Source organism: Microbacterium sp. cf046, assembly GCF_900114345.1.
Lineage (GTDB): Bacteria > Actinomycetota > Actinomycetes > Actinomycetales > Microbacteriaceae > Microbacterium.
This window is the reverse complement of record NZ_FOZJ01000003.1, coordinates 860,880-887,217: the sequence shown is the minus strand read 5'-3', so window position 1 is coordinate 887,217 and position 26,338 is coordinate 860,880. Positions and strand designations below refer to the sequence as shown.

26 protein-coding genes and 1 tRNA gene are annotated in these 26,338 nt (G+C 67.1%); 16 read left to right on the top strand and 11 right to left on the bottom strand.

Annotated features, from left to right (window positions below; all coding sequences use genetic code 11):
• Positions 1-277: 277 nt before the first annotated feature.
• The 14 genes from BM349_RS16590 (at position 278) to BM349_RS16515 (ending at position 15,777) form a co-directional block, all read left to right on the top strand.
• Positions 278-1,408: an ArdC-like ssDNA-binding domain-containing protein gene (locus BM349_RS16590; RefSeq protein ID WP_139230955.1), complete on the top strand. Its 1,131-nt coding sequence runs from the start codon at positions 278-280 to the stop codon at positions 1,406-1,408.
• A complete protein-coding gene (locus BM349_RS16585) occupies positions 1,405-2,295 on the top strand; it encodes a bifunctional DNA primase/polymerase (RefSeq protein ID WP_091708451.1) in 891 nt (296 codons plus the stop codon). Before BM349_RS16590 ends, BM349_RS16585 begins: the two co-directional genes overlap by 4 nt.
• Positions 2,296-2,324: 29 nt before the next feature.
• On the top strand, positions 2,325-2,969 hold the full coding sequence (locus tag BM349_RS16580) for a DUF2637 domain-containing protein (RefSeq protein WP_091708448.1): 645 nt from the start codon (positions 2,325-2,327) through the stop codon (positions 2,967-2,969).
• A gap of 533 nt (positions 2,970-3,502) precedes the next feature.
• Positions 3,503-4,249 carry a hypothetical protein gene (locus tag BM349_RS16570; RefSeq protein ID WP_254773954.1) on the top strand — a complete coding sequence of 249 codons (747 nt, stop codon included), beginning with the start codon at positions 3,503-3,505 and terminating at the stop codon, positions 4,247-4,249.
• Positions 4,246-5,301, top strand: a complete 1,056-nt coding sequence (locus BM349_RS16565) for a ParB/RepB/Spo0J family partition protein (protein ID WP_091708438.1) — start codon at positions 4,246-4,248, stop codon at positions 5,299-5,301. The genes BM349_RS16570 and BM349_RS16565 overlap by 4 nt, the downstream gene beginning before the upstream one ends.
• A 265-nt stretch (positions 5,302-5,566) precedes the next feature.
• Complete coding sequence (locus BM349_RS16560) at positions 5,567-6,022, top strand: hypothetical protein (RefSeq protein WP_254773952.1); 456 nt, start codon at positions 5,567-5,569, stop codon at positions 6,020-6,022.
• A gap of 4 nt (positions 6,023-6,026) precedes the next feature.
• A complete protein-coding gene (locus BM349_RS16555) occupies positions 6,027-7,187 on the top strand; it encodes a M23 family metallopeptidase (RefSeq protein WP_091708432.1) in 1,161 nt (386 codons plus the stop codon).
• On the top strand, positions 7,184-7,456 hold the full coding sequence (locus tag BM349_RS16550) for a DUF6112 family protein (protein ID WP_091708430.1): 273 nt from the start codon (positions 7,184-7,186) through the stop codon (positions 7,454-7,456). Before BM349_RS16555 ends, BM349_RS16550 begins: the two co-directional genes overlap by 4 nt.
• 73 nt (positions 7,457-7,529) lie before the next feature.
• A complete protein-coding gene (locus BM349_RS16545; RefSeq protein ID WP_091708428.1) occupies positions 7,530-7,799 on the top strand; it encodes a DUF6112 family protein in 270 nt (89 codons plus the stop codon).
• Positions 7,800-7,830: 31 nt separating this feature from the next.
• Positions 7,831-9,147: a TrbL/VirB6 family protein gene (locus tag BM349_RS16540; RefSeq protein WP_091708426.1), complete on the top strand. Its 1,317-nt coding sequence runs from the start codon at positions 7,831-7,833 to the stop codon at positions 9,145-9,147.
• Entirely contained in the window at positions 9,144-10,607 is a 1,464-nt protein-coding gene (locus BM349_RS16535; protein WP_091708424.1) for an SCO6880 family protein, read from the top strand. Before BM349_RS16540 ends, BM349_RS16535 begins: the two co-directional genes overlap by 4 nt.
• 796 nt (positions 10,608-11,403) lie before the next feature.
• The gene (locus BM349_RS16525) at positions 11,404-12,882 is read left to right on the top strand and encodes a VirB4 family type IV secretion system protein (protein ID WP_091709454.1); all 1,479 of its coding nucleotides are present in this window, start codon (positions 11,404-11,406) and stop codon (positions 12,880-12,882) included.
• Between the two features lie 44 nt (positions 12,883-12,926).
• A complete protein-coding gene (dprA, locus tag BM349_RS16520) occupies positions 12,927-13,925 on the top strand; it encodes a DNA-processing protein DprA (protein WP_175525338.1) in 999 nt (332 codons plus the stop codon).
• 34 nt (positions 13,926-13,959) lie between these two features.
• Positions 13,960-15,777 (top strand): type IV secretory system conjugative DNA transfer family protein, encoded by a 1,818-nt coding sequence (locus BM349_RS16515; RefSeq protein ID WP_091708419.1) that lies wholly within the window; start codon positions 13,960-13,962, stop codon positions 15,775-15,777.
• 84 nt (positions 15,778-15,861) lie between these two features.
• Here BM349_RS16515 and BM349_RS16510 read toward each other — a convergent pair whose 3' ends face one another.
• Positions 15,862-16,194, bottom strand: a complete 333-nt coding sequence (locus tag BM349_RS16510; RefSeq protein ID WP_254773950.1) for a hypothetical protein — start codon at positions 16,192-16,194, stop codon at positions 15,862-15,864.
• A 113-nt stretch (positions 16,195-16,307) separates the two neighbouring features.
• Between BM349_RS16510 and BM349_RS16505 the strand changes: the two genes are divergently transcribed.
• Both BM349_RS16505 and BM349_RS18985 read left to right on the top strand, forming a co-directional pair.
• Positions 16,308-16,751, top strand: coding sequence for a single-stranded DNA-binding protein (locus BM349_RS16505; protein ID WP_091708417.1), 444 nt, complete (start codon positions 16,308-16,310; stop codon positions 16,749-16,751).
• Positions 16,752-16,760: 9 nt separating this feature from the next.
• Complete coding sequence (locus BM349_RS18985) at positions 16,761-17,333, top strand: hypothetical protein (protein WP_091708414.1); 573 nt, start codon at positions 16,761-16,763, stop codon at positions 17,331-17,333.
• Positions 17,334-17,428: 95 nt separating this feature from the next.
• On the opposite strand, the gene BM349_RS16495 is transcribed toward BM349_RS18985, so the two are convergent.
• The 10 genes from BM349_RS16495 to BM349_RS16450 form a co-directional block, all read right to left on the bottom strand.
• A complete protein-coding gene (locus BM349_RS16495; RefSeq protein ID WP_175525337.1) occupies positions 17,429-18,634 on the bottom strand; it encodes a tyrosine-type recombinase/integrase in 1,206 nt (401 codons plus the stop codon).
• A complete protein-coding gene (locus BM349_RS16490; RefSeq protein WP_091708409.1) occupies positions 18,624-18,848 on the bottom strand; it encodes a helix-turn-helix transcriptional regulator in 225 nt (74 codons plus the stop codon). Before BM349_RS16490 ends, BM349_RS16495 begins: the two co-directional genes overlap by 11 nt.
• A 169-nt stretch (positions 18,849-19,017) precedes the next feature.
• A tRNA-Thr gene (locus tag BM349_RS16485) sits at positions 19,018-19,093 on the bottom strand.
• Positions 19,094-19,176: 83 nt separating this feature from the next.
• On the bottom strand, positions 19,177-20,730 hold the full coding sequence (locus tag BM349_RS16480; protein WP_091708407.1) for an alpha/beta hydrolase: 1,554 nt from the start codon (positions 20,728-20,730) through the stop codon (positions 19,177-19,179).
• Complete coding sequence (locus tag BM349_RS16475) at positions 20,727-21,917, bottom strand: DNA polymerase III subunit delta' (RefSeq protein ID WP_091708405.1); 1,191 nt, start codon at positions 21,915-21,917, stop codon at positions 20,727-20,729. The genes BM349_RS16480 and BM349_RS16475 overlap by 4 nt, the downstream gene beginning before the upstream one ends.
• Before the next feature lie 10 nt (positions 21,918-21,927).
• Complete coding sequence (gene tmk / locus BM349_RS16470; protein WP_091708403.1) at positions 21,928-22,623, bottom strand: dTMP kinase; 696 nt, start codon at positions 22,621-22,623, stop codon at positions 21,928-21,930.
• On the bottom strand, positions 22,620-25,373 hold the full coding sequence (gene topA / locus BM349_RS16465; RefSeq protein WP_091708401.1) for a type I DNA topoisomerase: 2,754 nt from the start codon (positions 25,371-25,373) through the stop codon (positions 22,620-22,622). The genes tmk and topA overlap by 4 nt, the downstream gene beginning before the upstream one ends.
• Before the next feature lie 63 nt (positions 25,374-25,436).
• Positions 25,437-25,757 (bottom strand): helicase, encoded by a 321-nt coding sequence (locus tag BM349_RS16460; RefSeq protein WP_091708400.1) that lies wholly within the window; start codon positions 25,755-25,757, stop codon positions 25,437-25,439.
• Positions 25,757-26,092, bottom strand: coding sequence for a TadE family type IV pilus minor pilin (locus tag BM349_RS16455; RefSeq protein ID WP_091708397.1), 336 nt, complete (start codon positions 26,090-26,092; stop codon positions 25,757-25,759). The genes BM349_RS16460 and BM349_RS16455 overlap by 1 nt, the downstream gene beginning before the upstream one ends.
• A complete protein-coding gene (locus BM349_RS16450; RefSeq protein WP_091708395.1) occupies positions 26,089-26,283 on the bottom strand; it encodes a DUF4244 domain-containing protein in 195 nt (64 codons plus the stop codon). Before BM349_RS16450 ends, BM349_RS16455 begins: the two co-directional genes overlap by 4 nt.
• Between the last annotated feature and the right edge of the window lie 55 nt (positions 26,284-26,338).

Below are 26,338 nucleotides of genomic sequence, written 5' to 3'. Positions count from 1 at the left end.
CCATGCTTGGGCATGCTCAATCTACGGGTTGGGCATGCTCAAAGCAATGGTTGCGCATGCTCAAAGGTGGTGGTAAACCAGTGAATGAAGATTTTGAGCATGCTCAAAGGAGGGTCCGTGACGAAGAGCTGATGCACCAGCCGGCGACAGACTGACGCTGCCGACTTTCAAAGACGCCCCTCGGAGAGACGAACTCCGAGCCCTCGAGCTTGCACTTTCGCATTCGAATGACCCCGCTCCGGCGGTGTGGTCTCGCAGAGTGCCTCAACTGCTCCCCATGGAGCACCTCAGTGTCATGGATGCCCTCGTGATGAGGCGCCGTCACTCAGGAGAGGTGATCGTCGTGTCCGACCAGATGCCAAGGCCCGAGTCCGAGTCGAAGCTGAACGAGTTGCACGATCGACTCGTTCGCTCCGTCGAGGTGCTGATCGAGAGCGACGACTGGAAGCGGGCGCTCGAGTTCGCAGCCCACTTCCGCTCTCGGTCCTTCAACAACACCCTCCTCATCTGGGCACAGCACGTCGCTGCTTTCGAGGCAGGCACGGTCACCGAACCCCTGCCGACCTATGTTGCAGGCTTCAAGCAGTGGCAGGCACTTGGCCGCAGCGTGGTCGCGGGCCAGCACGGCTACATGATCTTCGCGCCGCGCACGGCGCGATTCGCGACCACCACCCCCCTAGACGCCTCGTCCTGGCGTCGACTCTCACCTCGCGAGCGTCCACGGTCAGGCGAAGCGGTGCGTGCCGGTATCACCGGCACCCGGCCCGCGTATGTCTGGGACATTGCCCAGACGAATGGTCCTCCCGTCGCGGAGTTCCCGCATCCTCAGCTTCTGCGGGGCTCCGCTCCCACCGGTCTATGGGAGGGACTTGCGATGTTGATGGAGACGGAAGGTTTCACTCTGTCGTTGGTCGCCGACGCGTCGCCCCTGGGCGGGGCCAACGGACGGACGGACTTCTCGATGCGGCACGTCGCGATCCGCGACGATCTCGACGCGGCGGCGCGCACGAAGACCCTGGCGCACGAACTCGCCCACATCCGGTTGCACGGCCCCAACCATGAGGCACTCTCTCACCGCGGCATCGGAGAAGTCGAGGCCGAATCGGTCGCACTCATGGTCGCCGCGGCTCACGGCATGGACACTCAGGAATACACGATCCCCTACGTCGCAGGCTGGGCAACGGCCGTTCCCGATTCGGATGCCGTGGCCATCGTTCAGCGGACCGGTGAGCGTGTCCGACGCACTGCGGTCGCGATCCTCGAGGCGCTTCCCACCGACCAGATCGGAGCGGGTCGTCCTCTCGAACTGGACCGTTCCGGACCGGCGGAGCAGCCGCAACGGTTTGTACCTTCTTCGCCGACTCCCCCGCGGCTCACCGAATTCACCCGGACCCGGAGCATGTCATGACGATCGCCGATGTGCTGCTGCAAGTCCGTACTCTGGGCGCGCGCGACGCGGCGATCCGGTTTGCGACGGCAGGGCTGCCGATCTTTCCCTGCGAGCCGGGCGGGAAGCGGCCGCTGACCGGCGCAGGCTTCCTTGCCGCCACATGCGATCTCAAGCAGATCACGGCATGGTGGCGTCGCTCGCCGCGGGCGAACATCGGGATGCCGACCGGGCAGACGTCGGGCATCGACGTCGTCGACGTGGACATCAAACCTGAGGGATCAGGCTTCCCCATGCTCCGAAGCGCGGTCAGCGCGGGGCTGCTCGATGGCGAGATTGCGCGGGTGCGGACGCCATCGGGCGGGCTGCACATCTACTTCCCTGTGAATACAAGTCCGCAGCGATGCTGGCAGGCAGCTCGTTCACACATCGACTTCCGGGGTGACGGGGGCTACGTCGTCGTTCCGCCCTCCATCGCGCTCCTTGCTAACGGCGCAATGTCGTACCGTCCGTTCTCGCTGTCGTCCGCTCCAGCGCGGCCGATCGATGCCCGAGCACTCCGTGAGTTCGTCGATCCGCAACCAGCACAAGAGACTCGCGCACCCCAGGGCGCTGTCAGCAGCGAAGCGCTCGGCCGCTGGGTCTCGCGGCTGCGCGAGGGGGAACGCAACCACGGACTGTTCTGGGCGGCATGCCGACTGAGCGAAGCAGGAGTGGTCGCCGAGGCCATCGTCGATGTCCTCGGCCCCGCTGCGGAGCAGATCGGGCTGGACGCGCAAGAGATCGAGCGAACGGTGACGTCGGCGTGCCGGCACACCTTGCCGAACCGAGCACACACAGCTGCGCTGAAAATCGCCGACGGACCGCCAGAGCCGCGACTCGCGACCTCAGCACGGAGGTTCCCGTGACTCGGGCGAGAGGCGGCATCCGACTTGCGATGCTGACCGCCGTCGTCGGCACCATCTTCATTGCGGCCGGCGCGTTCTGGCTCTCGTTCACGTCACTCGCCGACCTGGCCCGGCGCTCTGGGTTGGGCGCCGAACAGGCGTGGACCTGGCCGCTGATCGTGGACGGCATCATCGTCGTCGCAACAGTCGCCGTCGTCGTCCTCGCGGGAACGCAAGCGGCATGGTACCCGTGGCTGCTGCTCTTCGCAGGCGCTCTCATCTCCGTGGCAGGCAACGCTCTCCACGCAATCCTGACCGCGACTTCGGAAGTGCCCCTCGTATTGGCAGCGGCCGTCGCGGCCGTCCCCCCGCTCGTGCTGCTTGCCATCACGCATCTCACATCAATCCTGACCCGACACGCATCGAAACCGGCCGCGGTGGAGGCGGACCTCGAAGCCGCGAGCGCGGTCGACATGGTCGCCGATGCGCCCACGCAACTGCAGGTGGTCTTGGACGATGCGCTGACCGAGCCGGTGGAGGCCGGACCAGATGGCGCGGCCGAACTGCGCGCACGCGGATGGTCGAATCGCGCGATCGCGCAAAGCCTCGGCGTTCACCCATCGACAGTCGGTAGATGGCTGCAGGACCACGTGGCCGTAGGCAGACAACAGAACGAACTCACGGAGAGGAATTGAACCATGCACGATTCGCCGAATACGAAGAGGGAAGGCACTCTCAAGCCCCTCACGGAGAGCGCGGCTCTTGAACTAATGGCGGAGGATCACGCTCACGGCGCCCACCTCGACCGTGCCGCGACGGAACAGCGGCTTCGGGCAAGCCTCACTCCCGGACATGGCGTCGCATGGGTTCGCATGTCCGACCTCATCAGCACGGGAGCTGGACGGGTTGCAGGGCGCGGGATCGACTTCGAGGCCGAACTCGCTCGACGACTCCGGCATCCCGCGGAGGCCACGCACCGCGCCATCCTCAATCGCAGCTCGGCGCTTCCTCCGCTTGATGCATTCGGGCGCAGCCGCCCGAGCATCAGACCCGACGCGCTCGGGCGGAGTTGATCGTGGCGGGCTCGAAATCGAGTCGCGCCTATCCAGCGGCCCCCGCGAACGACCTGCGCACCTCCCAGCCAGGAGGTGCAATCATGCCAGAGGCAGTTCACACTGCGAAGAGCGCGTTCAAAGACTCAGAGGGTCTGCGCACAGTGCTCGATCGCATGAGCGATAACGCTGACGGGTGGCAATCGGACCGAGAGGTCGCCGACCTCATGACCTACGCAGCGTCGCGCTACGCCGCGCTCGCTCGCAAGCACGGCCTGGACCCATGGGAGGCGGCGGCCGCCGCGTTCGATGCCATGCGCGCGACCTCCACGCGCCGCGCCGAAGACCCGTGGGCCATCGTGACGCGGGCCGTGCAGGTCACGTGCATCGCGGAAGAACGGGCGCGCGGTCTTCTGTGCTCCGTGCATCAAGCGCGCCGACCCCGCTACTCCGTCTTCCACGATGCCGAGCGCTTCAGCGACCGTGAGAACGCACTGATCGACTACCACCCTGCGTTCAGGGTCCAGCCGTTCGATCGCGATGAGCCGGAGCAGTCCGGAGCAGTCGAGTCTGCGATGGAGGATGCCATCGCGTTGTTCGCGCTGGTCGGCTGGCCCGCCGATACCGCTCGCGCCGGGGTCGAGTACGTGTGCGCTCGACTCGCCGACGCTTCCTCGCGACCTGCTGCATTCGAGCAACTTCGCCGCGATCACGCCGCGCGGGCCTTGCTGGATGTTACACAGACGGCCTGGCGTGCAATGCTACGCACCCTGCTCGGCTCCCCCGACCCCACGCAGGAGCACACGGCGACAGGGCGAGGCATCCTTCTCCGACTGCTTGTTGGCGAGTCGCTGGAATCGCTCCTCCATGACGACCGCGTCCTTGCCTGCCTTCTCGAGAACGTACCGAGAAGACGGCCATGAAGCAGCAGGGGCACATCGAGCTCGAGCGGGCCGTCGATTCCATCCGGGTGGGATCGCGGCACCGCGTCGATCTCGGAGACGTAGAGGCGCTCGCGGAGTCGATCGAGCGCCAAGGTCTCCTGCAGCCCATCACCGTCACGCCGGAAGGGGTCCTCGTATGCGGGGCACGTCGACTCGCCGCACTGCGGCAGCTCGACGTCCGAAAGGTCAGCGTCTGGGTGCGCGCCGGCATCTCGGACCGTCTCACGCAGGTGCTCGCCGAGCAGGATGAGAACTCGCTTCACAAGCCGCTGTCGCCCACGGAGGCGGCGGCTCTGTATCGAGAGTGCAAGGCACTTCTCACAGAGGATGCTGCCCGCCGGCAAATCGCTTCACGCTTCGGAGCTGTGGCGGAGACTGGTGAGCCGGACGGCGCCGTTACGCTAACGGCGCCGGCGGGAAGGAATGAAGGGGACACGCGCACCCAGGCAGCCGTCTTGGTCACCGGGCGACGGTCCTTCACGACGCTGGAACGCATAGGGCGGCTGCAGGACATCGCATCAGATGAGTCCCTCCCACCCGAAGTCCGTCAACACGCACAACGTGAGCTGGACGCGGTAGAGAACGGCGCTCCCGTCCTGCCCGCATTCCGCCGGGTCAGTGAAGATCAGGTCCTCTCGCAGCTCGATACCGTTGCTCGCACGAGCACCGAGAGTATCGAAACCCGCCGCGCTGCAGCCGAGGCGGCGTCGAGGATGCGAGCAGGTGACGAGCCCTCGTGGGGTGAGGACCCGAAGCAAGTTGTCGTGAGAGCGCTGACCCGTCCGAGGTCCTCGAATCCGAACAGCCGAGTGTCTCAGGGTGTCCCGTCGGCTGAACTGAAGCGGTTCGTTTTCACATGGGATGACCTCGCGGACTGGTGGCAGGAGTTCGATCCGTCCGTCATCGCCGCCGGGCTTGCACAGGACGAGTGGGACCGCTTCGAGTCAACTCTCGAGGGCAGTATCCGCTTCGCTGACCGGGTACGCCAGTTACGTGGTGACGGCTCGGCGGCATCGCAACGCGCCAGCTGACCCTTCGTGGTGGAATCCTGCGCGCACCTCTCCGTCGACACCTTCGACACACTCGACGGGAGATCTCATGCATGTTCAGCGGCACCGTCGCAGGCTCATCATTGCGCTGTGCGCGGGTGCGGGCATCCTGGCTCTGCTGATCACGGTCGGCGTGTACGGGATGCTCCGAGGTCCGGCAAACGACCGTGCTCTGCCGGCATCAACGGTTGGCACGACGGCCGCCGACCCTTCGTCACCCATCGCCCACCCTCGAACACTTACCGCCGTGAAGAACCCGGAACTGTTCGCGGAAATCACGGCAAGCGCTCTCTTCGGATGGGACACGCGCGGCACGGCAGGACCCTCTGACTGGTCGCAAGTGCTGATCGACGTCGGAGATCCGGAAGAAGCCGCCGGACTCGCCGCCGACGTCCGCGGCTACCTCCCCACGATCGAGCAGTGGGAGCAGCTCAAGGCCTACGGGACTCGTCAATGGCTCACTATCGAGTCGATCCGTGTACCCGATGCCTGGGCCACGGCCCTGGCCCAGGCCGCGCCCGATCAGCTCCCGCCGGGCGCGATCGCCTACACGGTCAGCGGCATCCGTCATCGAGGCGGCACGTGGAACGACGAACATGCTGTGACCGCGAGCAAGGTGGCGTTCACTCTCTTCATCGCGTGCCCCAGCGGAGGGGACTGCCGTCTCCTCCGACTCTCAGGCGTGAACGAGCCGCTCGAGTGATGCGATGGCAAGGTTCTTCGGCATCCTGCTCGTGCTCGCGCTCACTCTCCCCTCGATCGGGCTCGTCACCGTGGCGACGCTTCTCAGCCCAGCCGCCGTGGCGTGCACGATCAGCGGCCTCAACGTCGGCGAGATCCCCGATTCGCTGACGGCTCGAACGCGCGATGGTCATACGGTCACGCTCAACAGACAGCAGCTGACTCACGCCGCGACGATCATCACGGTGGGCTCGGAGACGGTCGGCGTCGGTCGCCCAGGAGTCCTCATCGCCCTCATGGCAGCCCTGACGGAATCGACATTGCGGATGCTGGCGAACCCGGGTGCATATCCGGAGTCTGTCACCTTCCCCAACGACGGAGATGGCTCTGATCACGACTCACTCGGACTCTTTCAAATGCGACCCATCGCGGGCTGGGGATCGGTCGCCGAGCTCATGGACGCCTCATATCAGGCGCGCGCGTTCTATGGCGGGCCGACCGGACCCAACAGCGGCTCGCCACGAGGACTATTGGATATCGAGGGCTGGCAATCGGCCGACCCGGGCGTTGCCGCCCAATCCGTCGAGGTCAGCGCCTATCCCGATCGATACCAGAACTATCAGACCGTCGCCGAAGCAATCCTGGACGCGCTCACCACTCGACCCTCCAACGCGAGTAATGGCGACCCCCGGGTGCCAGAGACCACGCGCATCGTCTTCCCGCTTCCTCCTGGCACGTACACCGACACCTCGAGCTACGGGTGGCGCACCGACCCCTTCACGGGTGAACGCAGGTTCCACGAGGGCAGCGACTTCGCAGCCGCCGGCGGAACACCGATCCTGGCGATCGCGGACGGCATCGTCACGTTCGCGGGTCCACGCGGCGGCTTCGGCAATCTGATCATCATCGAGCACACCGTCAACGGCGAGCCTGTCGCGTCCTTTTACGCTCATATGTGGGATGCCGGCGTCCATGTGGTCGCAGGCAGCACTGTCGCGGCGGGCCAGCACATTGGGGACGTCGGATCGTCCGGTCGGTCGACAGGCACCCACCTGCACCTCGAGGTCCACCCGGGAGGACCCTCGAGTCCGCCGGTCAACGCCATCGACTGGCTCACCGAGCACGGCGCCCAGGGACTCGGAGTAGGGAGCTTCGTACCCGCCGGCTGCATCGCAACCGCAGCATGACGACGAATGTGTTTCCCGACTTCGGCGCCGTCGGTGGCGCCGACCAGCTGCGCGACATCATCGGCGCCCTGATGATGTTCACACTCATCACGGCCGTGCTCATGCTGCTCGTCTGCGCCGTCACATGGGCCTCGGCGACGAGTCACGGGCATTACCAAATAGCCGCACGGGCACGCCTGGGCGTGTGGCTCGCGTGTGGTGCGGCCGCGCTCGCCGGCGCGAGCGTCGCTCTGGTCAACTTCCTGCTCGGTGTAGGCGCGGGGCTGTAGCCCGGTCTGACCCTGCTGGGAGCTCGGGCGCTCCTTTCATTCGGCACCCATCACGCCATGCGAGGAGAACGCCGTGATCGACATCGACCCGAACGCCACTGGTCTCCCAGGGATCGAACAGCTGCGAGTCATCGTCGGCGCAATGATGACGATCGGCCTCATCTTGAGCGTTCTCACCTTGATCGTCTCCGCAATTGTCTGGGCCGTCGGAGCAAACACCTCCAACCCTCACCTTGCATCGCGAGGCAAGCTCGGCGTTCTCGTGTCGTGCGGCGCCGCACTCATCTGCGGTGCCGCCGTGACGCTGATCAACTTCTTCTGGGGCGTCGGCCAGACGGTGTGAACAGACCATGCGGACTTCAGGGACGGTCGCGATGAGCGTTTGCGAGGTGCCGGTCATCGCCACTGTCTGCGACGCAGTGGGCGCAGGGACTGCGACGCTCATCAGCGCACCCTTCGATTGGCTCGCCTATGCGATGGGGTCGGCGGCCGCGTGGCTGTTCGAGGCCGTATGGCGAGCTTTCGACAGCACTACTCTCGTCGACGTCACGGCCCCGGGGTACATCGACGTATTCAACGTTCTGTTCGGCGTCGCGATCTTCGTCACGCTCGTCTTCTTCTGCTTTCAGCTCATCGCGGGGCTCGTGCGGCGCGACCCCGGCGCGCTTTCGAGAGCTGCGCTGGGGCTTGGCAAGTCGATCCTCGGGTCCTTCGTCATCATCTCGCTCACCGCGATCCTGCTCGAGATCACCGATCAGCTCGCGATCGGCATCGTGCATGCCACCGGTAACACGATGGCCGGCATCGGCGACCGGATTGCGCTGCTCGTCGCCGGTCTTGCGACGATCAATATCGCCACGCCCGGTGTCGGAGCGATCGTCACAATCTTCCTGGCCGGACTGGCGATCAGTGCCGCGGCGATTGTCTGGTTCTCCCTCCTCATTCGCAAGGCGCTTCTTCTCGTGGCGATCGTGTTCGGTCCGATCGCCCTCGCGGGGTCGACCTGGGATGCGACGAAAGGATGGTTCGGCAAGTGGGCGGCGTTCGTCGTCGCGCTGATCCTCTCGAAGCTCGTGCTGGTTGTGATCTTCCTCGTGGCGGTCGCTCAGGTCTCGGCACCCATCGACGCCGATCTGGCATCGATAAGCGATCCCATCGCCGGGATTGTGCTGATGTTCATCGCCGCCTTTGCTCCGTACATCACATACAAGTTCCTCAGCTTCGTGGGCTTCGACATGTACCACGCGATGTCGAGCGAGCAGGAAGCAAAATCATCGCTCAACCGGCCCGTCCCGGTGCCGAGCGCCCCGATGGCTGGCAACGCGGCGAAGATTCTTGGGTCGTCGGCGAATCGAGGTGCGGCGGCGACGGGCAGTGTATCCACCGGGGCGGGTTCCGGGGGATCAGCGCCGGCGGCCACCACAGCGGGTGCTGTCGGTGCCGGGATTGCAGCCGGTGCCGCTGTGGTCCACGGCGCGGCAACGACGGGACCGAAGGCCGGCAGCGCCATCGCCGGGGCCGCGGATGCTCAGACCCAGAACGCAGGCGCCGCGGGTGCGGCTCCCTCGAGCCAGCGCGCAGAGGGCCGCCTCCACGAGGCACCTGTCGGTGTGGCCGCACCTGGACATCACAACTCCGCAGCTCGGCCGCCGGTGAGAGTGCCGCCACGACAGGGAGAGACGCGACCATGACACGATCGGAATCAAACTCGGGCTTTCAGCCGGTGCCCGTGCAGTTCTCACGACTGACCCGTCGCGGCGTCCTGCTCGGTCTATCGCTTCCACAGCTCATCGCCGTCTCGATTGCGCTGCTGACCATCGTCGCCGCGCTCTACACCTCAGGCGCAGAGGCGGTGGCGTGGACAGCACCGATCTGGGGGTCAGCGGTTCTGGTCGCCGGTGTCGGCGTCGGCGGTCGAAAGCTCGTCGAGTGGACCCCGGTCCTGTGGCAATGGTCGCGGCGAACTCTGACCGGACAACTGTCCTACCGCAAGCGGATCGAACGTCCCCGGCCCGCCGGTACGCTGGCGCTCCCCGGCGATGCCGCACGGTTGCGCGAGTGGGTGGACGCCGAGTCGGGCGCTGCGATGGTCCACGACGCCCACGGACAGACCCTCACGGCGGTTCTCACTGTTACACACCCCGCGTTCGTGCTGCTCGATCCCTCGGAACAGCACCGGAGGGTGACCGGATGGGGTCGCGTGCTCGCGGGAGCATGCCGCTCGGGTCGTATCTCACGACTTCAGGTATCCGAGCGGACACTGCTCGACTCGGGAACCGGGCTCGACGAGTGGTGGGGGCGTCAGGGATCGGACGACGGCACCTGGGCGGCCACGACCTACCGAGAACTCATCGAGCGCGCGGGCCCAGCAGGTGAGCGACACGCCACAACCATCAGCATCGCTCTGGATCTGAAGGCCGCCGCGCGACAGATCCGGGCCGGCGGCGGAGGAATGCGCGGATCGGCGGCCGTCCTTCGCCAAGAGATGGCGGCACTCACCGCCGCACTGCGAGCCGCAGACCTCACCGCCGGCGACTGGCTCGGTCCGAGTGAGCTCGCCGCGGTACTACGGTCCGCATACGATCCGGCAGCGAGCCTCGGTCTGGAGCGGCATCCGTCGGCCGGCCGTTCGCTAGCCAACGCAGGCCCCGTGGCCGTCGCGGAGAGCTGGGCCGGATTGCGCAGCGACAGCGCTCACCACGTCGTGCTGTGGATCAGCGAATGGCCGCGGTCGCAGGTGTACCCCGGATTTCTGTCACCGCTTGTGCTGTCGAACGGCGTTCTGCGCAGTGTCGCGCTTCATTACATTCCGGTGCGCTCAGATCACGCCGCGAGGGACATCCGCCGCAAGAAGACCGAGCTGATCAGCGACGCACACCAGCGCCGTCGCATCGGTCAAATCGAGGATGCCGCTGCCACGGCCGAGTACGAGGACGTACTACAGCAAGAAGCCGACCTCACAGCGGGCCACGGCGTGCTGCGGACCGTCGGGCTGATCAGCATTTCGGCTCCCACGCTGACCGAGCTCGATGTCGCGGTTGCGACCGTCGAACAGGCGGCGATCCAAGCCTCCTGCGAGACGCGCCGACTGGTCGGTCAGCAGGCGCAGGCGTTCACCGCCAGCGCGCTCCCTCTGTGCCGGCCGGTATGACCCGGCCACAAAGCTCAGCGAGTGGATTGGAGAATCCCATGGAACCCCACGGAAGCACTCGTCGGATCGGTGCCACTGCCTCGGCGGCGGTGACGGATCTGGCCCACGCGACAACGGCCCTCGACGACCCCACCGATCTGTACCCCTTGATCGGTGAACTCCTGGGCAGTCTTCGTTCGCTCGTTCAGATAGCCGATCAGCTAGCTCACGCCCACATGCGCCACCGTGGTCGGGCGCGCTCCGATGACGGAGACGCCGCGCTCGGGGCTCGAGAAGCAGACGGCGCCGCATGGGCACTCGTCCGAACCCGTGAACTGCTCGACGCAGCCGAGGGCGCCGCCGACCTTGCCTCGCAGGACTCAGGGCGGGTCGCGTGGGCTCCCGTCGAGAAGAGCGAGCGATGGCTCAACGTCATCTTCCTACAGGGCGCTGACGCGGTCATCGCGCTCGACATCCTTCAGCGATCCGGGCCGCGGGCTGCTATTCGGCACCTCGCGCAGCAAGACTACGGAGACGAAACCACCGAATCCGCACTCGTCAACGGATACGTCTACGAAGGCATCCCTGCAGGGCCGACAGATCACATAAGCGATGACCGCGTGTGTGGGTACGCGCTCATCCACAATCCGCGGCTGGGCTACGTCTCGCTTCTGCGCCGCTTCCCGGGTGGCCCGGACGACGAGGAGCCGTCGTCCCCGCGGGCAGACGCGCGCACGACACCATCGCGGACCCCGATCCACCCGGTGTGGACGGGTTCTCGGGGCGCCAAGCGGACACCAGCGAGGAGCGTCGCGCTATGAGGAGCGACGAACAGCTGCACGCGACGGCGCTCGTCAACCCGAGCGGGGAGCATCGCCGTCAGCGCCGCCAACGCGAACGCGCAGCCGCGCGGCTCGAGGCAGACGCACAGAGGGACCACGCGCGGGCGGCGAAAGAGAGGTGGGTCGCGGAGCGTGTCGAAGCCCGCGCCGCGGCGTTTCTGCCTGCTGCGGGCGAACCCGGGCCCGCTGCCCTGCGCATGCCCCGTAGCCTGAGGCTGCCCCAGCATCAGGACACGTCCGCCACGCTCGCAGGCCACTATCCCTTCCTCGCCGAGGCGGGGCTTGGGCCAGCCGGCGTCTTCGTCGGACAAGACTTGTACTCCGGCGGCTCGTTCGTCTACGACCCGTGGGTTCTCTACCAACGCGGGCTCATCACCGCACCGAACGTCGTCCTGGCAGGCATCGTCGGATCTGGCAAGTCTTCGCTCGCCAAGTCCCTCTACTCCCGGTCCCTGCCCTTCGGTCGCCGTGTCTACGTCCCTGGAGATCCGAAGGGAGAGCACACCGCAGTGGCAGAGGCCGTTGGTGGCCGCGCGATCATCCTCGGTCACGGTCTCCGCAACCGTCTGAACCCGCTCGATGAAGGCCACCGCGCGTCGGCGCTGTCCGATTCCGAGTGGACCGCTCAGGTCGCGGCCCGACGGCGCGACCTGATCGGTGCGCTGGCTGAGACGGTATTAGAACGGTCGCTCACGCCCTTGGAGCACACCGCAATTGACCTTGCCCTGACGGATGCCGTCCGCAGTGCGGACGTGCCGATCTTGCCCATGGTCGTTGAGCGCATTCTTTCGCCCAGCGACGCCGACGATCGGGCGCGTCGACTGGCGGAAGACGGCCGGCTCGTCGGTCACGCGCTCCGCAGACTCGTCGCGGGCGATCTTGCCGGCTTGTTCGACGGACCGTCCACCGTCCGCTTCGACCCGTCACTGCCCATGGTGTCTCTCGATCTATCACGCGTTGCGGAGAACTCCACCCTCATCTCCGTTCTGATGACGTGCTCATCGGCGTGGATGGAGGCGGCGCTGGCCGACCCGGCCGGCGGCCAACGGTGGGTCATCTACGACGAGGCCTGGCGCTTGATGGCCTACCCGGCGCTGCTCCGCCGGATGGACGCCCAATGGCGTCTGGCGCGTCACTTCGGCATCGCGAACATGCTCATCTTCCACAAGCTCTCCGACCTGGACAACGTCGGCGACTCCGGCTCGGCAATGCGCGCGCTCGCATCGTCCCTCCTCGCCAACGCGGAAACCCGCATCGTGTACCGGCAGGAGCCGGACCAGCTCGGATCAACGGCCACGGCGCTCGGCCTCACCCGGACGGAGATGAACCTGCTGCCGGCGCTCGGTACTGGTCAGGGGCTATGGCGAGTGAAAGACCGCAGCTTCGTCGTCCAGCACCAACTGCATCCCGAAGAGCTCGCCATCTTCGACACCACCGCGCGAATGACGGCATGACCGCAGGCGCACCCGACGCACCTGCTCAACCAAGGAGGCACCTCATGGGCCACTCGTTCTCCGAAGACCGGCTCGCCCGCATCAGCCTGGCCGCGGCATCCGAACCCGGCGACAACGTCACCGGAACCCTGGTTACCCGGGTGGGCGCCGTCGAGACCCTCGCCCTCGTTGCATCCGACAGTGCTCTGCCGGCGTCGATCGATCCGACGGAAGGGAGCCTGTGGCGGCGAAGGCTGGCGCCCCGCCTCGACCCGGGCCAGGTGGACCGCGTCCGAGACGAGATGGAGCGCCGCGCGTTGACCATGCTGACAACGGAGGATCTGGCCTGGCCTGCCGAGCTCCAGCAGCTCGGCACTCAGGCGCCGCTCGCCCTCTGGCTCAGCGGGCAGCCCAGCCGGCTCGAAGGTGTCGCGGCAAGCCGCATCACCCTTGTCGGCGCCCGAGCCGCGACGAGCTATGGCGAACAGGTCACTACGGAGCTCGCAGCCGACCTCGCCTCACAGGGCCGGATCATCTACTCCGGTGGCGCATACGGGATCGACGGTGCCGCACATCGGGCAGCCACGACGGCCCGTCCGGGGGCAACGGTGGCAGTCCTGGCAACCGGCCTCGACCGTTTCTATCCTGTCGGCAATCAGCAGCTGTTCGAACGTATTCAGGACTCCGGCGGCTTGCTCGTCAGCGAACTGCCTCCCGGGTCCGCGCCGACGCGCTGGCGGTTTCTGCAACGCAACCGACTCCTCGCCGCGCTGAGCGGCGCCACTGTCGTGGTCGAGGCGGGCTACCGCTCCGGATCGCTGAACGTTGCGAGTCAAGCCCATGCGCTCGGAAAGCCCATCGGCGCGGTCCCCGGACCCGTGACCAGCCCCGCCAGCGCCGGCTGCCATCGACTGCTGCAGGAAGGGATTGCGACGATCGTCACCGAGACCCGCGATGCGATAGACCTCCTGGACTCCACGAACAGCGCCGGACTCGACAGGCCCATCGGCTTCGCGACCAACACGCGCCGTCCGCTTCGCCTCGAACCGGACATCAGCCTCTAGTGATCGCCGCACACAACCCCGACCGGGTGCTCCCATGAGCATGCCAGGGGCTTCAAGCAGCCACGGAGACGAGCTGACCAACCTCGGCCTCGGAGTCCTCATCACCGGAGTCGTGATCGCGGCGCTCCTTCGGATAGCCGGGTCCGCAGCCACGTGGCTGAGCGGTCTGGGCCAGCCCGCGGGCGGGGTCGACGCGGGGATCGCCGTGCTCCTCAACCCCGGCGATCCCGCTACCGCGCTGCGAGCGCCTGGGCTCGACCCGGCCGCCTACTGGGTGTGCGCAGGTCTGCTCATGGCTGCGAGCGCAAGCGCCGGTATCCTCGTCTGGCGAATTATCCGCGGCCATCGCCGGGCGGGCCGGCTCGACCCGCACCGCATTGCAGGGATAGCCGCCCGCGAGGACGTTGCGAAAGCCGCCTCACGAAGCGCGTTGATGCGGCGAGCCGCGCACCTGCGACCGTCACTCACCAATGCTGCGCCATGCGACGTCGGGTATCTGATCGGCCACGCGCGATCATCCGCGGTCTGGGCGAGCGTCGAGGACTCGATCCTTGTCATCGGTCCCCCAAGATCCGGCAAGGGCGCACACATCGTCATCAACTCGATCCTTGATGCACCCGGCCCCGTCGTCACCACATCAACTCGCCCGGACAACCTCACCGCCACACTGCGAGCACGCGCTCGCATCGGACCTGTCGCCGTTTTCGACCCGCAACAGTTGACTGAAGGAGTGCCCGCAGGACTGCGATGGTCCCCCATCCGCGGATGCGAGAACCCACTGACGGCGATGATCAGAGCGGCGGGGCTCGCCGCTGGCACGGGCCTGGCCGCCGGCGGTGTTGAGTCTGGCGGATTCTGGGAGTCCAAGACTCGTACCGCGCTCCAGTCTCTGCTCCACGCCGCCGCACTGGCCGGCCGGCCACCCAGCGAGTTGTTCCGCTGGACGCTGGACCCCGCCGCCGCTTCCGATGCCGTTGCCATCCTCGTCAACGACTCACGCGCAGCGACGGGCTGGGCCGATTCCCTGCAAGCCATGCTCGAATCCGATCCCCGAACGCGCGATTCGATATGGCAGGGCGTGTCTCTCGCGCTCGGTGCGCTCGCCGATCCGCGTGTACTCGCCGCCGTGTCTCCGGCCGAGGGCGAGTCGTTCGACCCCGAGTCCTTCCTGCGCAGCAATGGAACATTGTTCCTCCTCGCCACTGGCGCCGGCGCCAACAACTCGGCTGCGCTCGTCGCGGCCTTCGTCGAGGATGTCGTGGAGTCTGCGCGCCGGATCGCGGCGCGCAATCCGGGGGCGCGCCTCGACCCACCGCTGCTGCTCGCTTTGGACGAGATCGGCAACCTCGCTCCGCTTCCGTCTCTGCCGACCCTGATGGCCGAGGGCGGCGGCACTGGGATCACGACGATGCCCGTCCTGCAGTCCCTCACCCAGGCGCGGTCGAAATGGAGCGACAACGCGGCCGGGGCGATCTGGGACGCGTCGATCGTCAAGGTCATCCTCGGCGGTGGGTCGAACTCTCGCGACCTTCAAGACCTTTCCACCCTCGTCGGGGAACGCGACGAGGCTACTGAGTCCACGACGGTCGGCGACCGCGGCGCGCGCTCGTCGCAACGATCGATCCGCCGTGTTGCGATCATGCCCCCGGATGTCATACGCACCCTGCCGTTCGGCACAGGGCTGGTGATGTTTCGCGCGGCCCCGCCCATGGTGACGCGGCTGCGGACCTGGACATCGCGACGCGACGCGAAGCTGCTGCTCACTGATCGATCCGCGCTCGAGTCACTGCTGCGAGAGCGTCCTGATTTCAATCTGGATGGGACGCGCCCCGACGATGATCACGTGGGTTGAGGGCGACCGCTGACACTCAGCGGCCCGCCGTTCAACTCTGGGACCGTCAGGAGCGTCCACAACGTATCCGCAGGGTCTCAGCGTTCATGCCGCCGGAGTGACGGCGTTCGCCCAGACCCAACAGCGCATCTGTTGATCGCCGACGGTGAACTCGATTCCACAGGCGACGTCGTTCCAGACGACCACGAGTCCGTCGACTTGGGTGGCGTGCGGCCCGAACCGGACCCAAGCTCTGCACTTCTTCGGCTGTGGGTCGCGGGTGACGGGGAGGACACTTTCTTGACGTTCCTGCGCAGTCAGTGACTGCAGCGGACTTTCCTCGGCGAGCCGTTGCACGATGCGATCGTTCATGAGTCGGTCGTAGTACTGCGCGTGACGTTTGTTCGTTCCGATGACCGGCATCCCCTTCTCGGCCAACGACGAGCATATTGGTGAGCGCCGACGTGCCGCTCGCTAACCGAGACGGGACGTCGCGCGCACCTCCTCGGTAGAGCGGACACCCCGGTCCGCCTCGACAGAGGATCAGTCCGATGGCACTTCACACCCAGCAATCCATCTCCGGCTTCATCGCTTCAGAGCCCCAGCAGAGCATCACATCGACTGGAGAAAGTCGCCTGTACGTCCGGATCGGGCAGCCACACTTCCGCCGCAACGAGGACGGCAGCTTCACCGAACTCGAACCCAGTTTTCATGACATGGTCGCCTACCGAGCCACCGCCGAGCGAGCTCTGGCTCGACTCGCCAAGGGAGACAGCTTCATCGCCGAGGGATACATCCACACCTTCACCGTCGAGCGCGATGGTCAAGTCGTCGAAGCCCAGGAATTCGTCGCGAAGAAGCTCGGACACGACCTCGCCCGCACCAACTACGAAGTAGATCGCACGCGGAGGACCGTCGCGAATCGGGAGGTACTCACGCGGGAGATGAATCCGACACAGTCCCAGGGCGCCGCTGCCACCGCACTCGGCCTCTGACGGATCCCGATGTCACCCCGACCGACGGGCTATTCCGAGGAAAAACCCCGACCGCATCGGCCCGCCGAGGCCGATGACGACCTTGATGGACCGACCTCCTCCGAACCTCCCCGTCCGGTGAATTGGAACCTTCTCAACGCGGAGCAAGCCGAGACGGAGTGGATCATTCTGAACCGATGGGTCAATTGGTTGCGCCAAACGTACGGGCTCCCTGCGTCTGTCCTACCCCCGCTGTGGCATCGGCATCCTGAATTGGTCTGGGAACTCTCGGCACTGCATCTCCACTGGCTCTGTGCGTACGACCCCGACCAGCACGGATCAGCTCCCTTCGGCTGGCATCACGACTTCGCAGACGCTCGTCAGCGGCTGCGGGAGTGGGCAAGCACCTGCGGCACGCGGCTTGACAAGGATCGGCCGACACGCCAGACGTCGTGGCCGGGAGAACCTCCAGCGGGCGCGACAGACGACGTCGCCATCACGAATCGCGACGAGGACTTCGTCCAGTTCGTCCTCGAGGATGTGGAGCGACGACGCGAAGCGGAGCGAGCCTTCTATGCGACTGTCGGTGCCGGTGCGGTGTGACGTAACGGACCACGCCGCCGCGACCCTCGCCATAGTCTTTGCATAACTACGCCATCTGAGCGACACGAACTGGCAGCCGATGCGGAGATGAGTCCTCACGAAGGGGGCAGCCCGTCGTTGGGCGGCGCGAGCCCCTCAAGTATCCGTGCGGTCTCGGGGTTCGCTTTCTGCTTGCGCTCGATGTAGTGCTCTCTGGTGACCGCGGTATCGGCGTGACCAAGCATCTCGGCGGCCATTTCATCGCTCGCCTCTTCGCTGATGAGCGTCGCAACCGTCTTTCGGAACGAATGCGGCTTGATGCCTTGCCCCGCCAGGCCCGCCTCGCGCAGCACCTGACGGAAGGTTCGCCGCGCGTTGTACGGCGTGATCGGCGTCCCCCGTTTGGTGAAGAACAACAAGTGCTCGGGGTCATTGTCGTCGATCAGCGCGAGGCGATGCCGAATGACCTCAGCCGCGAACTGCGGTATTGCCACGATCCGGTCTGACTTGTGTGTCTTGGGCCAGTCTTGACGCAATACTCCCTGACCCTTCCGAACCACGATCGTGCCGCGAATGTGCGCCGTCGCTGGACTCGCCGTCATGTCGACGTCGCACTTGCGTAGTGCGAGCGCTTCGCCGATGCGGGCCGAGCTGCCGAGCATGACCTCGATGATCTCGCGGAGTTGACCATCGGGCTTCGGGCCCGGGAGGCCACCTCCTGTGCGCCACTCACGAGCCGCCTTGCGGATCCGAGTGATCTCCGCCATCGTCAATGCTTTCGGCGTCGAGGGCGCCTTGTGAAGCGGCGAGGTGCCGGAGACCGGGTTGTGGCGGATTGCATCGTGGCGCATTGCGAACTTCATGATCAGGTTCAACAACACGCGGGATTGCTTGGCCTTCGAAGGGGACGCCGCCTCCTGCGCCCGGAGAAAGCGCTCCAGCCGTCCCGTCGTCATCTCGCGAAGTGTCAGATGCTCCCAGGCGGGCATTAGCAGGGTCCGAACTTCGGTCGCGTAGAGCTGCTTTGTGCCGTCCGACAGCCGCACACTGGCCTCGACTTCGTCCAGCCAGAGCGCGGCCAGCTGGGGAAACGGAGTGTCGGGCGTGACGGGCTGCCCTGCGTCGGGGAAACGATCGCGCTCGACAAGCTTTGCGCGGAGAGCGGCGACAGCCTTTGCCTTCGTCGCCCCTGTGGCCGTCACCGGCCGGAGCCGGCCATCCCAGTCACGGAACCGGCAATGTGCCTGCATCGCACCGGAAGGCAGCTTCGCAACGGAGATCGCACCGAACGTGCCGACCTCGGTCCGCGGTTTACCGGGCATCGACGGCGCCCTCCGATACCGGGTCCGATCGCTGTTCGAGCCAGGCGTTGATCTCCGAGACCGTGTAGCGCAGCTCTTTGCCGACATGAAATCCACGTGGTCCCTGGCCGTTGTGGCGGAGGTCGTAGATCACCTGCCGGGAGACCTTCAAATGCGCCGCGAGCTCGCTCGTGGTGAACACGTCCTCGAGGCCGTTGGGAGTGAGTTCGGTCATACACAAGAGGTGCGCGAGACGACGCCAGGCGAGTCGAGATGCGTCGACGAACGCGACCGGGCCGGACCCGAAACCCTGGTCAGGCGGTGAAATGTGTCCTACAAGTGTCCAATCGGCCACTGCGTGATCCCTTCCGGAATCAATCAAAGCCCACGTGACCAGGTGAATGTGGAGCCACCTGAGAGAATCGAACTCTCGACCTTCTCATTACGAGTGAGATGCTCTGCCGACTGAGCTAAGGTGGCGCGCCGCGCTCGCGCTGCGCACGATCATCGATCTTACAGGGTCGCCGGGGCCCCCGCGAACGCGAGCGGCTCCGGCATCCGCTCTACTCGCAGCGCAGGCCGTCCTCGGGAACCGTCCCCTGCAGCAGGTACGCCTCCACGGCCGCATCCACGCACGCGTTGCCCTTGTTGTAGCCCGTGTGTCCCTCGCCGACGCGCGTGATCAGCACCCCCGACGCGAGCTGGTCGGCGAGGGCGACCGACCATTCGTACGGTGTCGCTGGGTCGTTCGTGGTGCCGACCACCACGATCGGAGCCGCGCCGTCGGCGGTGATCACCCCGCGCGTGCCGGTGGGCGGGTACGGCCAGTTCTCGCAGGAGTCCGGACCCGACCAGTACGGCGCCACGGTCGGCGCCTGGGCGGCGATCTCCGCGTCGCCGGCCGCCTGCGCCTCGTCGGTGATGTCGTCGGGGTAGTCCATGCAGTTGTACGCCCGGAACGCCTCGGTCGAGTTGTCGAGGTACGCGCCGTTCTCGCGGCTGTAGTAGAAGTCCGCGAGCTGGAAGGCGACCTCGGGATCCCCCTGCAGGACGTCGGCCAACGCGATCGTGAGGTATGGCCAGCTCTCCTCGGCGTACAGCGCGGCGATGATGCCGGTCAGGAGCGAGTCGGCTCCGAGGAGGCGGCCGTCGGCGGCCGGCAGCGGCGACTGCTCGACGCTCGCGAGCACCGTTCCGAGGTCTGCCATGCCTTGGTCGACGGTACCGCTGAAGGGGCAGTCCGATGTCCCGAGGCAGTCGGTCATGTAGGCGCGCAGGGCCGACTCGAACCCGATCGCCTGGGTCGTGCTGACATCCACGCCCGACACCGTAGGGTCGATCGCTCCGTCCAGCACGAGCCGGCCGACGCGCTCGGGGTAAAGCTTGGCGTACGTGGCGCCCAGGAACGTACCGTACGAGTAGCCGAGGTAGTTCAGCTGCTTGTCCCCGAGCACGGCGCGCATGAGGTCCATGTCGCGCGCCGCGAACTCGGTGGTGATGAAGGGGAGGATGCCGTCGCTGTTCGCCTCGCACGCGTCGGCGAAGTCCGCGTTCCACTGCGTGCGCTCGGCGGTCCAGCCTTCGGTTCCGCGCGGATCGGCGGGGATGTCGAAGAGGTAGGCGTCCATGTCGGCTGCGTCGTAGCACCGCACCGCAGTCGACTCGCCGACTCCGCGCGGGTCGAATCCGATCACGTCGAACTGTTCCTGAAGGGCCGAGCCGACGGCGAAGTCGATGCTGTCGCGGATGAGGCCGACACCGCTTGCTCCGGGGCCGCCGGGGTTGGTGAGGAGGGAGCCGATCGCCTCACCCGACACGGCCCTCTGGCGGATCACGGACAGTTCGATGTCTCCGGCGCCCGGGTCGTTCCAGTCCAACGGCGCGGTGACGGTCGTGCATTCGAAACCGCCGCATTCCGACCACGACAGGGTCTGCTCGTAGAACGGCAGCAGGTCGGCCGAGACGCCATCGGTGTCGGGGGCGAGACTGGTCGTCGACGACGGCTTCGACTCGGGGATGAGGGAGTACAGGCACCCGGACAGGGCGACGGATGCCGCAGCCAGACCCGCGATGATCGCGACGAGCCTGCGCCCGCGGCGCGATGAGGTGTGCTTCACGGAGTTCTCCCGCTCGCAACGGTGACGAGCATGCTTTCGAGGGCGAGGGTGGGTGCGACGTTCTGTTCGAGATTGCGGCGCGTCTCGGCGATCTGGTCGAGCACGACGAGCGTTCGATCGACGGACCACGCGGATGCGAGCTCTCGCAGCTCCGGCTCGAGCTCTCGGTTGATGAGGTCGCCGTCCGATCGGCCGCCGCGGCCGAACTGGAGCATGATGACATCGCGGAACATGGACTGAAGGTCGGTCAGCACGCGATCGATGCCGTCGCGCAGACTTCGCGTCGCGCGGCGCTTCTGATCGTCTTCGAGGGCGCTCAGCTGCGAGCGCACGGCCGGTGGCACCGCGGCACCCTCCGCGATCCCGAGCGTCCGCAGCAGACCGGAGCGCTCCGCCTCATCGCGCTCGGCGGTGAGCGCCTTCGCGTCGTCGGTGGCGGCGGCCACCACCCGGCCTGCGACCTCAACCGCGTCGCCCACCCCCCGGACGGCCAGGACGCCGCGCAGCATCTGGTCGCGGCGCGTTCGGGCGGCTGTATCTGTTGCGAGTCGCTGCGCCATGCCGATGTGGCGCTGGGCGTGACGCGCGGACTGCTCTGCGACGGCGAGGTCGATGCCGGTGCGCTGCGAGATCAGGCGCGCGACATCGGCGATGTCGGGCTCTCGCAGGCGCAGCGTGCGCACCCGCGATCGGATCGTCGGGAGCAGGTCGGCATCGCTCGGCGCGCACAGCACCCACACAGTGCGCTCTGGCGGCTCTTCGAGCGCCTTGAGCAGGACATTGGAGGTGCGCTCGACCATGCGGTCGGCATCCTCCATCACGATCACCCGGTAGCGGCCCAGCGACGGGCTGAAATACGAGCGCTCGACGAGGGCCCGAGCGTCTTTGATCGAGATGATCACGCCCTCGGTGCGCAGGGCGGTCATGTCGGGGTGGGTGCCGGCGAGCACCTGGCGCATCGCCTGCTCGTCTCCGGGTTCGGCGATGAGGGCCGCCGCGAACGCGTAGGCGAGGGTCGACCGACCGGATCCGGGAGGGCCGGTGATCAGCCACGCGTGCGTCATCGATCCGGGGTCGGATGCCGCGGCCCGCAGCGTCGCGACAGCCTCGTCCTGCCCCCAGACGGCACCCCACGGAACCTCTGCCGCTGCCGCCGCGGGAGCAGCCGCAACCGCCGCGCTGTCCATGTGCTCCAGCCTAATCGGCGCTGCCGACGGCGCCGTCTGCGGCATCGGCATCGAGGATCGACTGGACCCTGCCCTGGATGTCCGTCGCCAGATCGGCCGCGACGCGGGACGCGTCCAGCACGAGGAAGCGATCGGGTTCGGCATCCGCGAGGGCGAGGTACTCGGTGCGCACGCTGTCGTGGAACGCGGACTGCTCCGACTCGAGGCGATCGAACGGCTTGTCGTCGGCGTCGAGCCGCTTGCGCGCCGCAGAGGGGTCGAGATCGAGCAGGACCGTGAGGTCCGGCAGCAGGTGGCCGGTCGCCCACAGTGACAGGTCGCGCACCTCCTCGCGCCCCAGCACGCGTCCGGCGCCCTGGTACGCGACGGACGAGTCGAGATAGCGATCCTGGATGACGACGTCGCCGCGCTCGAGCGCGGGGCGAACGACCGTCTCGATGTGGTGTGCGCGGTCCGCGGCGTACAGCAGGGCTTCGGCTCGGGGCGTCACCTCGCCGCGATGGTGCAGCACGATGTCGCGGATCAGAACCCCGACCTCGCTGCCGCCGGGCTCGCGGGTGCGCACCACGGTGCGCCCGCGGGCGGCGAGCCACTCCTCGAGCAGTGCCGACTGGGTGGTCTTGCCCACGCCGTCGCCGCCCTCGAACGTGATGAACAGCCCGGCCGGGTGCCCGGCGCCCGACGCCTCGGGAGCCTCGGGGGTCACTTCTTCGCCGGCGCCTTGCGGGCGGTCGTCGCCTTCCGCGCCGGAGTGCGCTTGGGCGCGGGCCCCTTGGCGCGCTTGTCGGCGATCATCTGGACCGCGATCTCATAGGTGATGTCGGCAACGGTCTGGCCGCGCGGGATCGTGACGTTGGTCTCGCCGTCGGTCACGTACGCGCCGAAGCGTCCATCGCGCACGCGGATCGGCTTGCCGCTGACCGGGTCGTTGTCGAACTCGGCGAGCGCGGTGGACGCCCGTCGCGCACCGTACTTGGGCAGCGCGTAGATCGCGAGCGCCTGATCGAGGTCGATGTCGAAGATCAGTTGCTCCGCATCGAGCGTGCGAGAGTCGGTGCCCTTCTTCAGGTACGGACCGTAGCGTCCGTTCTGCGCGGTGATCGGCTCGCCCGATTCGGGGTCCGTTCCGACGATGCGCGGTAGGTCGAGAAGGCGCAGCGCCGTCTCGAGGTCGATCGTGTCGACCGACATCGACTTGAACAGCGACGCAGTGCGCGGCTTCGGCGCGGCATCCTTCTTCGCGGCACCGCGCTTCGCTGTGGTCTTCGGCGCCGGTTCGACGATCTCGCCGGTCGCCTCGTCGACGGCCTCGGGGTCTTCGGGCTCGGTCTCTTCGATGTAGGGGCCGAACCGGCCGTCCTTCACGACGACGAGCTTGCCGTTGCCGGGGTTCTCGCCCAGCACGCGGTTGCCCGCGACCGGCGCGTCGATGAGCTCCTGAGCCTTCTCGGGCGTGAGTTCGTCGGGAGCGAGGTCTTCGGGGATATTGACGCGGCGCGGCGGAGCATCGGCGTCGGCGGGGTCGATGATGTCGAGGTAGGGGCCGTACTTTCCGAACCGCAGCGTCGTGGTGTCGCTGATTCGCGTCGCATTCAGCTCCCGCGCATCGATCTCGCCGAGGTTCTCGACGATGTTGCGCAGACCCGGCTGCGCGTTGGAGCCGAAGTAGAAGTCGTGCAGCCAGGCGGTGCGCTGCTGCTCCCCGCGCGCGATCGCATCGAGGTCGTCTTCGAGCGCGGCGGTGAAGTCGTAGTCGACGAGGTCGGCGAAGTGCTCCTCGAGCAGCCGGATCACGCTGAACGCGAGCCAGCTCGGAACGAGCGCCGTTCCGCGCTTGGTGACGTAGCCGCGATCGAGGATCACGTCGATGATGCTCGCGAACGTCGAGGGTCGGCCGATGCCCTTCTCCTCCAGCGCCTTGACGAGGCTCGCCTCGGTGAAGCGCGGCTTCGGAGTCGTGGCGTGCCCTTTGGGCTCGACCTCCTTCATGCGGAGTGTGTCTCCGACGGCCAGCACGGGCAGCGACTGGTCGTCGGCCTTGTCGGCGTCGCTGCGCTTCTCGTCGCGGCCCTCCTCGTACGCCTCCAGGAATCCCTTGAAGGTGTAGACCGTGCCGGATGCCGTGAACTCGGCCCGCTGCACCACGCCGTCGACGGGCGCGTCGACAGCGAGGGTGACGGTCGTCGTCTCGTACTTGGCATCCGACATCTGGCTGGCGATCGTGCGCTTCCAGATCAGGTCGTACATGCGCTGCTCATCGCGATCGAGCTCGCCCGACACCGATGACGGCGTGCGGAACTCCTCGCCGGAGGGGCGGATGGCCTCGTGCGCCTCCTGGGCGTTCTTGCTGTTGCTGCGATACACGCGCGGGTTCAGCGGAACGGCCTTCTCGCCGTACAGCGACACCGCCTGCGCGCGCGCGGCCGTGATCGCCTGAGTGCTGAGTGCGACCGAGTCGGTGCGCATATAGGTGATGAAGCCCTTCTCGTACAGGCGCTGGGCCACGCTCATGGCGTGCTTCGCGCTCATCGAGAGCTTGCGACCCGCCTCCTGCTGGAGCGTCGAGGTCGTGAAGGGGGGCTTCGGGCTGCGCGTACCCGGCTTGGAATCGAGGGCGGTGACGGATGCCTGGCCGACGCCTTCGATCGCGGCCGCGAGCGCACGGGCCTTGGACTCGTCCAGGACGACGACGACCTTCTTCAGCTGACCGCGGTCGTCGAAGTCGGTTCCCCGGGCGAGCGGCGCGCCGTCGACACGCGCCAGGCGGGTCGTGAAGCTCTCCTCCGTCGCATCGGCAGCCCGAAGGGCCACGGCGAGCGCCTCGACGTCCCAGTAGCCGGCCGACACGAACGCCATGCGCTCACGCTCGCGGTCGACGACCATCCGCGTCGCGGCGGACTGCACGCGACCGGCGCTCAGCGCCGCGCCTTCGCGCCCGCTGCCGACCTTGCGCCAGAGCACGGGCGACACGTCCCAGCCGTACAGCCGATCGAGGACGCGGCGGGTCTCCTGGGCGTCGACGAGGGCGAGATCGAGATCGCGCGTGTTGTCAACGGCCGCGCGGATGGCGTCCTTCGTGATCTCGTGGAAGACCATGCGGTGGACGGGGACCTTGGGCTTGAGCACCTCGAGGAGGTGCCATGCGATCGCCTCTCCCTCACGATCCTCATCGGTTGCGAGCAGGACTTCGTCGGCGGTCTTGAGGGCGCGCTTGAGCTCGGCGACCGTCTTGGTCTTGCGATCGTTGACGACGTAGTAGGGGTCGAAGTCGTTGTCGATGTCGATCGAATACTTGCCGTACGCCGTCTTCTTGTCGGCCGGGATGTCCTTCTTGCTCGCGAGATCGCGAATGTGCCCGACCGAGCTCAGCACCTCGTAGTCGTCGCCGAGGTACCCCTGGATCGACTTCATCTTCGTCGGGGACTCGACGATGACGAGCTTCTTGCCTGTTGCCAACGGGGGCGTCCTTTCGTCGAAGCACACCATACACACCAGTCGGCACATGAGCGCTGTGAGCCGTCATCCGCCCGGCGGGCCGGCGCGGGCCGAAACGGTGCAGGGCAGGCGCCCGAACGGGGCGGATACGGTGACGGTCGCCACGAGCCCGTCGAGGTCGCACGCCGTCACCACTGCGCCGGAGACCGCCGCGATCTCAGCGGCCCGCTCGCATGGTTCTCCGCCGATCGACCCTGACGCGGCATCCGCGGCGGCGAGGGCCGCGGCGTCGGCGATCCCGGCGACGCGCTGCGAGAACACGGCGCCCGCCCCTGCCGTGGTGAAGCTGACCGCCAGCGTCGCTGCGCACGCCACGATGCCGACCGACAGGATGGTGCCGGGCATCACAGACCCCCCGCGAGTGCGCAGCTGGTCGCGGTCAGGGTCATCGGAAGCCCGCCCGGTGCCGTCGCCGTCACGCAGACGACATCCCCGCGGCGATCGATCACCGCCGCGCCGCCCGACACTGCTGCGACCACCGCGGCGTGTGCGCGCGCGTCGTCCTCGCCGCGCGCCACCAGCCGGGCCGCGTCGGCGGCGGCATCCTGCAGGCGGACCTGCCGGGCGCACGCGCCCAGCGTGCCCGCACCGAGGAGCAGCACGACCGCGATGGCGGGGAGCGCGACGGCGAACTCGGCGACGACGGATCCGCGATCGTCGCCGAGCCCGCGCCGGATCATGCGACCGTCAGTGCGCGCCGGACGAGGTCCGTCAGGATGCCGCGGACTTCGTCGCTGCGCATGATGACGACCAGGAGTCCGGCGAACGCGACCGCCGCCATCGTCGCGATCGCGTATTCGGCGGTCGCCGCGCCGGTGTCGTCTCCGAAGAGCCGGCCGGCGCGACGGCGCGTGAGTCGTGGCAGTGACATGTGTGTTCCTTCCATTTGTCGGTGGGCACGGTTTCGGTGGGCACAGGTTCCGGTT